The sequence below is a fragment of the Advenella mimigardefordensis DPN7 genome, assembly GCF_000521505.1.
In the GTDB taxonomy this organism is placed as follows: Bacteria; Pseudomonadota; Gammaproteobacteria; order Burkholderiales; family Burkholderiaceae_B; genus Advenella; species Advenella mimigardefordensis.
Genome location: NZ_CP003915.1, coordinates 4,659,051 through 4,671,271 on the forward strand (window position 1 = coordinate 4,659,051; position 12,221 = coordinate 4,671,271).

A 12,221-nucleotide genomic window follows, 5' to 3' on the forward strand; every position below is an offset into this window, starting at 1 on the left:
TACTGCGGGCAATTGAACCGGCGATTGTCCGGCACGATCACGCCTCGGGCTGCGCGCCCACGCCAAAAACCACAGACTGCGCAAGCGGCAAAACGCGCGCTTCGCCCGGCGTCGCCTGCCGCGCGATGATCTTGACGGGCATGGACAGATCCTGGGCAGGCCACACCACTGCCATCATCCAGTTATCGCCCATCAGGGCCGACAGACCGTGCCAGCGCCGGTTTCCCAGGCCCGCCAGGCACCATGCCTGCGGTTGCGTCGCGCTTGCCGCCACGTGGGCCGCCTGGGCGGCCCCGGGCAGTGCTGCGTACAGCGCACGGTCAACGTCTTCCGGCAATGCGCCCTTCACGGCAGAAATGACGCCATCCGCTGCCGGCGTGTTACAAGGACAAGGCCGGATGCCCACCCGCAGCATATCTGCCGGAAAATCGCCGCCCACCGCTTTGACCAGCGCTTCCTTGAGCGTCCACAGCCGGAAAAAAAAGCGGGTTCTGTCCTGCCCCTGCAGCGCACGTAGCAACCGCATTTCATCATCCTGAGCGATCAGCTCGCTCAGGGCCAGTTCATCAATAGCGCGTATCCGCTCCAGATCAACGCCTATATGCTCGTGCAGCGATGACGCCGCCCACAGGGCGTGACCGGCACTGTGCGACAGGCTCGATGAGCGATAAGGTTCCAGCAACCGGCGCTTCAGCGCGCGGCTGACACGCCACTCATAGGCTTTGCGCGCACTCAGGCGCGCCGCCTCACGGGCGCGATCCTCTGGCGTCAGCGCCAGCGGGTCGTACTCGACCTGCAACGCAGGGCCGGCAAACCAAAGCTGCAGCAGCGCCGACCGATCTGAAACGGGAGATGGCATGAATCACACAACCGGAATGACAATAACGCCATTGTACGTATCATATGGTCTTCGTGCATGGTTGATGCAGGCGATCATAAAGCCAGGCCCATCAATCCGTTTGCGCTTACTGCGGGCCCTTACTGCGGTTCTATTCCCACTTTCTTGAATAGGCCAGTCCACTGAGCCGTTTGTTGGTGAACCTTTTGAGCCAGTGCTTCGGGCGTTGCTTCCGCGGCCAGTACCGTGGCGCCCAGCGCCGCCATCCGCTGGCGGAACCTGGGCGAGGCCAATGCAGCCTGAAGTGCTGTTCTGAGTTTTTTTAGCGCGGGCTCCGGTGTCCCTTTTGGCGCCCACAGCCCGTGCCAGATACCGACATCAAAATCGCTGTAGCCCGACTCCTGCATGGTCGGCAAATCCGGCAGGGTTGGAATGCGTTGTTTGCTGGTCATTGCATAGGCTTTGACTATGCCCGTATTAATATGTTGCGTCGTATTGGTGGTCTGATCGCAGAGCAGATCCACCTGTTTGCCGAGCAAGTCATTGATGGCCGGGGCAGTGCCTTTGTAAGGAATGGTCAACAGGTCAACGCCTATCGCCTGGGTGAACATGATGCTGCACAGATGCGCAGCTGAACCGTTACCGGCGTGGGCAATCGTCATTGCGTCCTCATGCGTCTTCACATAGTCAATCAATTCCCCGACGTCATTGACCGGCAGGTCGGACCGACCAATAATGGTCATCGGCACACTGACAACCAGACCAATGGGCTCAAAGCTTTCTTCGGGGTCATAGCCCGTTTTCTTATACAGGCTCGGCGCAGTGGTAAATCCAACGTTCATCAAAAGAATTTCGTAGCCGTTGGGCTTGGCGGCAGCCACCTGATTAGTACCGATCATGCCACCGGCACCCCCCTTGTTTTCTACCACGATGATTTGACCCAGCGCGGCATGCATGGCTTCTGACAAAGATCGGGCCACGGTATCCGTGGGGCCGCCCGCTGCAAAAGGAACCACCATGCGGATAGGTTGCCGAGGGTATTCATCGGCCTGGGCATAGCCTGCACATAACGACGCGGCAAGCATAAAAGCACAGATGCGATGGGTAAATGAAAAGTGCATAAGGTCTCCTTTCTGCGCCTTTCAACCAGGCGCATATAAGTTATGAATGTCAGATGGGAGAAGTGGCCCGGGCCCGGGCCTGGTTGGCGTTCTAGGAACCGAAGAACGTCATCATTTCCTGCAGGATAATCTTTGGCTGCTCTTCTGCCAGATAGTGGCCACAACCCACCGAATGGCCGCTGACGTCGCTACGGGATATGTCTTTCCATAACGGCAGCACATCGAAGTTCTGGCCGACAGCGCCGTGCTCGGCCCACAATACATGCAGTGGCATGGCAAGATGATTGCCGGCATCCCGATCATGTGCGTCGTGTTCGAGATCAATACCCGCAGAAGCGCGGTAATCGCTGCATATACTTCTGGCGGTCAATGGCAAGGCGATACAACGCTCATACTCTGCCAGCGCATCGGGGTGGAAAGCAGACAAGCCCGCGTGCCGCCGACCCGAAACATTGTGCAGGTAGGCAACGGGGTCACCCTCAATCAACCGTTCAGGCAAGGGGGCAGGCTGAATCAGGAAAAACCAATGCCAGTACGCGCGTGCGAATGCCATTGATGTGCGCTCGTACATGGCCAGCGTCGGCGCAATATCCAGAAAGAACAGCCGCCGCACCCGATCCGGGTGATCCAGGGCGAGACGATGAGCGACGCGAGCGCCCCGGTCATGACCTCCGACCATAAAGTGTTCGAACCCGAGCCGGCCCATGATGTCTACCATGTCTTGCGCCATCGCGCGCTTGGAGTACGCCACATTCTCCACACCAGGCTCCGGCCTGGATGAGTCCCCAAAACCTCTGAGATCAGGCACCACAACGGTATAGTGCTGCGCCAGGCTGGGCGCAATCCTGTGCCACATGACGTGGGTTTGCGGATGACCATGCATCAAAAGCAGGCCAGGCCCGCTCCCGCCAACCCTGGCGTGAATCCGTACACCATCACTCATGGTGAAGTAGTCGCTGGAAAAATGTTCAAACATACTGGCATTACCTTTTAATCGCGTTGTCGGCCTGACTCGATAAAATCAGAGATTGTTCTGGCAGTTTCACTTTCTTCGCGTACAGGAATGCAGTTCTATCCTCATCATGCAGTCATCGGTGGGTTCAGGCCAGGACGGTCTGCGGCGTTGTAGTGGATGACAGCATGCTCGCTGGGTGCGTTCTTGTTTGCGAAATCAGGCCTCTAGTCTATATTATCTATTTATAATTAATAATATAAATAAATTAGAATCATTAGTTCTTAATAGTTGATAATATGCGAACCAAATACGATGACCTGGAATTGTTCATTACGATTGCGCGCACGGGCAGTCTGGTGCGCGCGGGCAGAGAGCTGGGTATTACCGGCGCCGCTGTCAGCAAGCGGTTAATGGCTCTGGAACGTCGATTGGGGGTGCGGCTGGTGCAGCGGACCACCCGCACGCTGCGCATTACACCGGAAGGAGAACGATACCTGCAGGAAGGCAAACGCCTGGTGGTTGGGCTGGAGGAGCTGGAGCAGGCTTTGCGTGGCGTGACCTCCCAGCCCACCGGTTTGTTACGGGTGAATGCAAGCCTGGGGTTCGGACGGACAGTGATCTGCCCTTTGCTCAGCGAATTCGCCAGAAAACACCCTGAACTGGAAGTACAACTGCATCTTAGCGACACGCCCCTGAATCTGGTGAAAGACGGTTATGACATTGGTATTCGGGTTGGTGATCTCGCCGATACACGGCTGAGTGCGCGAAAACTGCGCACGAATCGTCGCCTGGTCTGCGCATCTCCCACATACCTGAAAGCACATGGTACGCCGAACAACCTTGCCGAACTGACCCGGCATCAGGCCGTGGTACTGCACGAAAACGAGCAGACTTTTGGCATCTGGCACTTGCGCAACGCTGAACGAAAAGAAATGGTCAAAGTCCGCGCGCGCATGAGCACCAATGACGGCGATGTCGCGCTGCGCTGGGCGCTCGAGGGCTATGGCCTGCTGCTGCGTTCTGAATGGAGTGTTGAACCTTTGCTGGCCAAGGGAGACTTGCAGGTCGTGCTCCCGGATTGGTACGAGACGGCAGACATCTATGCCGTCTTTCCCACCCGCGATCAGTTATCCGCCAAAACCCGCGCCTTCATTGATTTTATAGTGGAGCGGCTGGCCTCCGTTGCCGATGATGCTCGCTCCCCCAACACATCGATGCATTCATAAGTAATGGGGCGCGACGCCAGCCCAGCGTTATCCCGACAAACTGAAGCGGGGCATTGCCCGTCTGGCCCCGCCCTTCACACCCTCACCGCTCAGGGTAATGCCGCGACCGGCTCGGCCTCGCGCAGGATCTGCCCGACGCCAAGATAGGAGAACAGGTCCTTCGGATCGGCCAGGTCTGGCACCAGTGAAATGGGTTGCATCAATCCCAGTTTGCTTGCGGTATCCCGCATGTAGACCAGCACTGAAAAGTCTTCCAGGGCGAAACCAACGGAATCGAACAGGGTGATCTGCTCTTCACGCTCACGGCCTTTGGTCTGGCCCTGAAAGACCTGCCACAAATGCTGTACGGGGAAGTCCGGGCTCACATTCTGCAGCTCGCCTTCCACCCGGGTCTGCGGCTCGAATTCCACAAACACGGTGGCCTGCGACAGAATGTCGGGGTGCAGTTCGGTTTTTCCCGGGCAATCGCCGCCGACGGCATTGATATGCATGCCCGGCCTGATCATGTCGGGCGTCAGGATATGCGCCCGGGAATACTCGGCGGTGACGGTTGTCACAATATCGGCATCCCGAACGGCATCGGCCACACTCTCGGCAATCTCAACAGTCATACCCGTGTGACGCAGATTATCGGCCAGCTTTTGCGACGCGGCACGATCAATATCATAAATGCTCAGTTCTTCAATGCCCAGCAGGTAATGAAAAGCCAGTGCCTGAAATTCGCTTTGGCAACCATTGCCTATCAGTGCCATCCGGCGGCTGTTGCTGCGCGCCAGATGTTTTGCCGCCAGTGCCGACATCGCTGCAGTCCGAAATGCAGTGCTCAGTGTCAGTTCACAAATAACATCGGGCTTGCCGGTACTGTTATCAACCAGCGCACCAAATGCCAGCACCGTAGACAGCCCTTCCTTAGGGTTATGCGGATGACAGTTGACATACTTGAACGAATAATTCTGTTTGTCTGCGATAGGCATCAATTCCATCACGCCGTCCTGCACATATTTGGCGACCCGGGCAGACTTGTCAAATTCATCCCAGCGTAAATAGTCTGAGAGGATATAGTTCATCACGCCCTCAAGGGTCTGCTTCATGCCCTGACGCTGCACGATATGAGCCACATCCTGCGGACGGATCAGCCCGGTACTCAGATTCAGTTGTGTCAGTTTGCTCATGGTTATCTCCGTTTAATGCATTGCCGGCACCCATCACAGGGAGTGCAATACCGGATACGCTCGCGCGACCGTCATCCACTCCGCCCACCCTTTTCATCCCGTTACCGACAACGCAGACTGTTGTAAGAGGGCTCAGTAAAGCGGTTTACAAAAACTGCCGCCACCGCGCCGTGTTCTGTGCCGACACAATCAATTGGTGTGTTGTGATTTAAGTTTGCCGTAATTCCGCGGCAAAGCATATCGGCAATAATGAACACTTTTGAGCATTCTTTTGCCATAATGGCAATATAAACTGTCAAAATGAGAAAATATGGACTCTACAGACCAGGCACTGATCTCCTTATTACGCCAGAATGCACGCTATGCGGTGGCCGATCTGGCTAAAAAACTCGGCCTGTCGCGCGGCACCGTCCGCAACCGTATGCTGCGACTGGAAGACAGCGGCGTGATCGTAGGCTACACGGTGCAATTGCGTCCGGACACCCAAACCCAGACCATCCGGGCATGGATGAGTATCGCAATTGAAGGAAATATGAGTCGCCAGGTGATCGCCAGCCTGCTGGGCGAGCCCTGCATCGTGGCATTACATGACACCAATGGTCGCTGGGACCTGCTGGCAGAACTGGAAGCCGATTCACTGGCCGACCTGGGCCAGGCGCTGGAGCGAATCCGCCTGATCCGTAATATCAGCAATTCCGAAACCAGCATCCATCTGAAAAGCTTTAGGTAGATCCGGCTGCGGACAACCCGGTGTCGCCTGCCCGGATGCTGCCGCTTCTCTGATATGGTCGTATCACCCCTGCAGGGTGGGCGAATAGGAATGCCAGGCCGTGAGCGACTGAATCACGCTACCGATCTGCAAAAGCTGGCGTTCGCCTTGCCGCTTGCCGACAAGCTGCGCACTCACCGGCATATTGCCCGGGTCAAAGCCCGCCGGCAAGGCCAGCGCACAAGCGCCCGTCCAGTTGGCCAGACGAGTAAAGAATCCCGGGCTGGTCGCTTCATCCAGCTGCGTCAATAACGGCGCACTCTCGGCCAGCGTAGGAATCATGAAGGCATCCTTGTCGGCCATCCAGGCCTGCCACGCGCCTATGGCCGCCTGGTGCGCCGCCAGCAAATCCTCGTATTGCATTTGTGAAACCGCCTGACCGGCTAGAATCCGCTGCCGCACAAATGGGTCCATGGGCGCATCCGGGTTCTGAGCCAGGGCGCCGTGCAGGCGCCAGCCGCAGGCCGCCATCAGCAGGCCGCTTTGCTCAAAAATGGTGTCGAAGGATAGCGGTGGCCGCTCCCGTACAATCGTGGCACCGGCCATCTCCGCCATACGCACCATATCGCGCACCCCCAGACGCACCGAGCGCTGTACCTGCGTGTCGTATTGCTCGTCCGGCAGCACGGCCAATGTCATGCCATCCAGACCGTTACCGTCATCCAGCAGCCGGTGGCACGACTCATCCAGTACCTGACCTGGTTCACAGGTGAGTGCCCGATACAAAATGGCGGCGTCATCGGCCGTGCGCGTGATCGGCCCGACACTATCGAGCTGCGGCGACAGCGGCGCGATACCATTCATATCCACCAGGCCCGCCGTCATTTTCAGGCCCGTCAGGCTGCAAAAAGCCGCGGGAATCCTGACCGAACCCCCGGTATCTGTCCCAATCGCGCAGGGCACCAGACCGGCAGCCACGGCCACTGCCGAACCACTGGAGGAACCTCCGGGGGCACGAGCGCGATGGGCATCCCAGGGATTCATTGGCGTACCCAGATGCGCGTTGGTACCCCAGCCGCCAAAGGCGAACTCAACCGTTTGTGTCTTGCCAATCACAATCGCGCCTTGCGCCTGCAGGCGCCGCACCAGCTGAGCAGTCTGACTGCTGATCTGGCCATCACGCGTCGCCGATCCCGCAGTGGTCGCCGTACCGGCGACATCAATCAGATCCTTGACCGCGACGGGAATGCCGTCAAGCAACCCCAGCGACTGTCCGGCTTTACGCCTGGCATCGGAGGCCTGCGCATCCCGCATTGCCTGTTCACCCAGCACGGTAACAAAGGCATTGAGCGTCGGATTGTATTTTTCAATGCGCCTGAGAAAGAAGGTCGTTAGCAGCGCAGCGGTCATGCCTTGCATGCTCAGTTGACTGGCCAGTCTGCCGACGGTGGAAAAAGCGTAATGTTCCATTTGCGTTCTTTACCTGCGTTAAATCCTGAAAATCAATCTTGTCGTTATTGCTAAAGCAATAACCGTGCCATGGCACCCACCGGGCCATTCTATCGGGGCCGCTTTTTCCTGCTCTATACATTGAGCCAGCCTTTTCCATACTAACGACCCGCATCAATCTGCGCCAGCGCGCTTACCCATCCTGTCGATTTTCAATTGTCATGACAATCTTCCGCCAGTTACCACCATATTCGTTTATATTCTAATCATCTTTATCATTCAGCCAGTTGTCATTTTCGGCCGCTGTCTGCCCCGTGCATGTCACCATGCGTCGCCTCAATGCCGTGGCCATCGCCAGCCGGTGCACCATTGTTACCCGCCAAGGAGCTAAGTATGAAACCCGCCGTTCCCGCTACCTCGCGCCTATCGTTCATCCCCTTGTCATTCACATCCAGCGCCGTCAGACGCCTGCAGACAAGCCGCCAGCTCGCTCGTCTATTTATCGCAACCGTGATGGGCATTGGCCTGCCGCTGGCCGCTGTACAGGCACAAACAACCATTATGTCACCGGGCGACAAAGCGCCGGTTGCCGCTGGTGTGACCACCGAAACGCTACTTGAAGGGCTGGACCATCCCTGGTCGATGGCCTTTTTGCCCAACGATGCCGGCATGCTCATCACCGAGCGCAGCGGCAGGCTTAATTACTGGAAACCGGGCAGCAACAAGCCAGCAGCAGTCAGCGGCAGCCCCGAAGTCTGGGCCAGCGGCCAGGGCGGCCTGCTGGACGTGGTTCTGGCCCCGGATTTTGCCAAAACCCGGCATGTTTATCTGAGCTATGCTGAACAAGGCGGTGACGGCAAGGCCGGTACCGCCGTCGGCTTCGGCCGCTTGTCCGAAGACAATACCAAACTGGACAATTTCAAAGTCGTGTTTCGCCAGGAACCCAAACTCTCTACCGGCAACCACTTCGGTTCGCGCATCATCTTCGACCGTCAGGGCTATATGTTCATTGCCCTGGGCGAGAACAATCAGCGCCCCACGTCGCAGGACCTGGATAAACTGCAAGGAAAAGTGGTACGGCTGTTCCCTGACGGACGCATTCCCCAGGACAACCCCTTCGCAGGCAAACAGGGCGCACGCCCGGAAATCTGGTCCTACGGGCATCGTAATCAGCAGGGGGCGGCGCTCAATCCATGGACCGGCGCCTTATGGACCAATGAACACGGCCCGCGCGGCGGCGATGAAGTGAATATTCCCGAGCCCGGCAAGAACTATGGCTGGCCGCTGGCTACCTACGGCATCAATTATTCAGGACTACCCATTCCCGAGGCCAAAGGCACCGAAGGACCCGGACTGACCCAGCCCATATACAGCTGGAAGGTCTCTCCGGCGATCAGCGGCATGGCCTTTTACGACAGCGACCGCTTTGCGCCCTGGAAGCACACCGTATTTATTGGTGCGCTGTCCCAGCAACGGCTGCTGAATCTGAAAGTGGATGGCAACACCCTTAAAGATGAGCAGGTCATCTTTAAGGGCGAACGCATTCGTGATGTGAAGGTGGGCCCGGATGGCTACGTCTATATCCTGACCGATGCCGGCAACGGCAAGCTGATCCGCCTCGGCCTGAAAAACTGAAGCAAAATGAACAGGCCCGCCGCAACACGAAGCTGCGACGGGCCTGGCTTACTGCGTTAAACGTGCTGTTTTAAGCGGACTGTTGCAGTCCGGATCAATACAGAACGCGTGTTTTGATGGTACCGGCGATCGCCTTGAGCTGCTCCAGTGCCTTGTCGACGTCAGGCGTTTCCACATCAATAACCACATAGCCATTTTGCGGATCGGTCTGCAGATACTGACCAACAATATTGTTCCCTTCCTGCTGGAACACCTGGTTGATGGCAGTCAGCACACCAGGACGGTTCTCGTGAATATGCAGGAACCGACGGGCGCTCTTGTTCTCTGGCAGCGAGACTTCAGGGAAGTTCACGGCAGACAGCGTAGAGCCGTTATCGGAGTATTTCACCAGCTTGCTGGCCACTTCGATACCAATGTTTTCCTGGGCTTCGGACGTAGAACCACCAATATGCGGTGTCAGAATCACGTTATCAAACTTGCGCAACGGAGAAACGAATTCTTCGTTGTTCGATTTGGGCTCTGACGGAAACACGTCAATGGCCGCGCCCGCCAGGCGCTTTTCTTCAAGCGCCAGGGCCAGTGCATCGATATCGACCACCGTACCGCGCGACGCATTGATCAGATGCGCGCCCACTTTCATTTGCGCAATGCGTTCCGCGCTCATGAGGTTTTTGGTGCTGTCATTTTCCGGCACATGCAAGGAAACCACATCTGAAATATTCAGCAGGTCGGAGAGAGAATTCACGGCGCGGGCGTTACCCAGCGGCAGCTTGCTCTCAACGTCATAATAATAAATTTCCATGCCCAGCGCTTCGGCCAGGACCGATAACTGGGTGCCAATGTGGCCGTAACCGATAATCCCCAGCTTCTTGCCACGCACTTCGTGGCTGCCTGCCGCCGATTTGACCCATTCGCCGCGATGCACTTCGGCATTGGCCGCCGGTACGCGGCGCATCAGCAAAATAAGTTCGGCCAGGACCAGTTCGGCTACAGAACGGGTATTGGAAAACGGTGCGTTAAATACCGGAATACCCAGTTTTTTCGCTGCCTGCAAATCGACCTGGTTGGTGCCGATACAGAAACAGCCGACGCCGACCAGTTTCCTGGCCGACTGCAATACCTCTGCGGTCAGCTGCGTGCGCGAGCGGATCCCTACGAAATGCGCATCGGCAACGGCCTGCTTGAGCTGATCGCCTTCCAATGCTTTCTTGTGATAATCAATATTGCTATAACCCGAAGCATGCAGTACATCCAGCGCATTCTGGTGAACGCCTTCAAGCAATACGATTTTGATCTTGTTCTTATCTAGGGACACTTTTTCCATGGGTTTTCTTCGCTTAGACAGTTGGGTGTGGGGAGATTTATTGTATCGAAATGTGCTGGTGGCGTCTTGCAAAGCAACCAAACACAGATCAAATGTACCGCTTACTTACTTAAACAGAGGTTAATTTTTTCATGTCGTCATGAATTGTCCGAATCGGCATAGGGGGCAGTCATCAGACTGCACCCCTGCCACACCACCCGGCATGCGGGTCCGCACCGGGCGGTTCGAGAAGTTGAGGTCATGAGAGACGAGGCAGACCCAGGTTATCGAACCACGCGATCGTCAGCACACTATTGAGCAGCTTGCCACTGTTGCGCCACCAGCGACGGCTGTTGGCCGCCACGCGGTGTGCTACTGTCACACTAGCACCTAGAGTGCGTAGCTCACGGAACATCGTTTTACCGCGTTTCCACTGTTTGAGCTGGATTGCCCGTAACCGGTGACGTATCCATTCCTCCAGTGTTTGCCAGAGTTTTTGGGATTGCGCCAGCCGGAAGTAGCCCTTCCAACCCAGCATGTAGGCACGCAACCTGTCCACCACATCCTGCATACTGCGTCCGCCCAAGCGGCGCGTCAATTGTCGCACGCGTTGCTTGAACGCCATCACGGCCTTGGTCGCCACTCGGCGCTTGACCACGCCCTTGGGGGCCATCCAGAAGCTGTAACCCAGGAATTTGCGACCCGTAAATACACTGGCAACCGCGCTTTTGGTTTCATTGACCTTCAGGCGTAGTCTAGCGTATAACTGTCGCAGCAGGTTCATTACCCGTTCACCGGCACGGCGACTGCGAACGTAGACGTTGCAATCGTCAGCGTAGCGAACGAAGCAATGACCCCTGCGTTCCAGCTCCTTGTCCACCTCATCGAGCATCACGTTGGCCAGCAACGGCGAGAGCGGTCCGCCTTGCGGCGTGCCCTCGTGCCGCTCGATCACCACACCGCTATCCATAATGCCGCTATTCAGATACGCACGGATCAGCCGGATCACGCCGGCATCAGCAATGCGTTTCTGTAAGCGATTAATCAGGATGTCGTGGTTGACCCGGTCGAAGAACTTCTCCAGATCCACGTCCACCACGATACGGCGGCCGGACTGCACATACGACTGAGCGGCAAGCACCGCATCATGCGCCCGCCTGCCCGGTCTGAAGCCGTAGCTGTGTTCGCTGAAGGTGGGGTCAAGGATGGGTTGCAGCACTTGCAGTAGTGCTTGCTGGATCAGGCGATCCGTTACCGTCGGAATACCCAGCTCGCGCTGGCTACCGTCAGGCTTGGGTATCATTACCCGTCGTACCGGGCTGGGCCGGTACTTACCTGTCAGCAACGCCTCCCGGATGGCAGGCCAGGCGCTCACCAGGTGGTGGGCAGTCTGATCAATGTCCAGACCATCCACCCCGGCTGCTCCTTTATTGGCTCGCACCCGCTTGAACGCGGCTTGCAGGTTCTCTCTTGTCAGCGCCGCTTGCAGCAGCGCTGACCCCGTATCCTCATTGCCATATCGCGGACTCCTTGTTTCCTCGCTGACAGGATCACCGGCGGCTTCACCGCCAACTACACCCGTCCGCTCCGCTGGGGCAGTCATCTGAGGCACTACAAGTTGTATCGACATGTCGAGTAATACTCCTTCTCGTTCGGTCCTTCGTCGCTTCGACTCCGAACCTCCCCGATTCGGCTACCACGACTACTATGACCTCTGCTGAGTCCTCGCTCCGGTTCGACACCGTTACCCTTTCAGGATCAAGGCGAGGCTTCCCCAGATAAGAACGCACTCCTTCATCGCACAACCGCTGCA

10 protein-coding genes are annotated in these 12,221 nt (G+C 57.1%); 3 read left to right on the forward strand and 7 right to left on the reverse strand.

Going from position 1 to position 12,221, the window contains the following annotated elements; translation table 11 throughout:
- Window positions 1-37 precede the first annotated feature (37 nt).
- The 3 genes from MIM_RS22320 to MIM_RS21415 form a co-directional block, all read right to left on the reverse strand.
- The gene (locus MIM_RS22320; RefSeq protein WP_025374796.1) at window positions 38-859 is read right to left on the reverse strand and encodes a 4'-phosphopantetheinyl transferase family protein; all 822 of its coding nucleotides are present in this window, start codon (window positions 857-859) and stop codon (window positions 38-40) included.
- Window positions 860-978: 119 nt separating this feature from the next.
- Complete coding sequence (locus MIM_RS21410) at window positions 979-1,959, reverse strand: tripartite tricarboxylate transporter substrate-binding protein (protein WP_025374797.1); 981 nt, start codon at window positions 1,957-1,959, stop codon at window positions 979-981.
- A gap of 91 nt (window positions 1,960-2,050) precedes the next feature.
- Window positions 2,051-2,935, reverse strand: coding sequence for an alpha/beta fold hydrolase (locus MIM_RS21415; RefSeq protein WP_025374798.1), 885 nt, complete (start codon window positions 2,933-2,935; stop codon window positions 2,051-2,053).
- A 275-nt stretch (window positions 2,936-3,210) separates the two neighbouring features.
- On the opposite strand from MIM_RS21415, the gene MIM_RS21420 reads away from it, so the two are divergent.
- Entirely contained in the window at window positions 3,211-4,140 is a 930-nt protein-coding gene (locus tag MIM_RS21420) for a LysR family transcriptional regulator (RefSeq protein ID WP_025374799.1), read from the forward strand.
- An 89-nt stretch (window positions 4,141-4,229) separates the two neighbouring features.
- Here MIM_RS21420 and MIM_RS21425 read toward each other — a convergent pair whose 3' ends face one another.
- Window positions 4,230-5,312 carry an ornithine cyclodeaminase gene (locus MIM_RS21425; protein WP_025374800.1) on the reverse strand — a complete coding sequence of 361 codons (1,083 nt, stop codon included), beginning with the start codon at window positions 5,310-5,312 and terminating at the stop codon, window positions 4,230-4,232.
- A gap of 310 nt (window positions 5,313-5,622) precedes the next feature.
- Here MIM_RS21425 and MIM_RS21430 point away from each other — a divergent pair, with 310 nt between their 5' ends.
- Window positions 5,623-6,042, forward strand: a complete 420-nt coding sequence (locus tag MIM_RS21430; RefSeq protein ID WP_025374801.1) for an Lrp/AsnC family transcriptional regulator — start codon at window positions 5,623-5,625, stop codon at window positions 6,040-6,042.
- Between the two features lie 63 nt (window positions 6,043-6,105).
- On the opposite strand, the gene MIM_RS21435 is transcribed toward MIM_RS21430, so the two are convergent.
- Entirely contained in the window at window positions 6,106-7,491 is a 1,386-nt protein-coding gene (locus MIM_RS21435) for an amidase (RefSeq protein WP_025374802.1), read from the reverse strand.
- A gap of 492 nt (window positions 7,492-7,983) precedes the next feature.
- On the opposite strand from MIM_RS21435, the gene MIM_RS21440 reads away from it, so the two are divergent.
- On the forward strand, window positions 7,984-9,105 hold the full coding sequence (locus MIM_RS21440; protein ID WP_084459123.1) for a PQQ-dependent sugar dehydrogenase: 1,122 nt from the start codon (window positions 7,984-7,986) through the stop codon (window positions 9,103-9,105).
- 94 nt (window positions 9,106-9,199) lie between these two features.
- Here the strand turns inward: MIM_RS21440 and serA are convergent, their stop codons facing one another.
- Both serA and ltrA read right to left on the reverse strand, forming a co-directional pair.
- Window positions 9,200-10,429: a phosphoglycerate dehydrogenase gene (gene serA / locus MIM_RS21445; RefSeq protein ID WP_025374804.1), complete on the reverse strand. Its 1,230-nt coding sequence runs from the start codon at window positions 10,427-10,429 to the stop codon at window positions 9,200-9,202.
- 238 nt (window positions 10,430-10,667) lie between these two features.
- The gene (gene ltrA / locus MIM_RS21450; RefSeq protein ID WP_025371806.1) at window positions 10,668-12,038 is read right to left on the reverse strand and encodes a group II intron reverse transcriptase/maturase; all 1,371 of its coding nucleotides are present in this window, start codon (window positions 12,036-12,038) and stop codon (window positions 10,668-10,670) included.
- Between the last annotated feature and the right edge of the window lie 183 nt (window positions 12,039-12,221).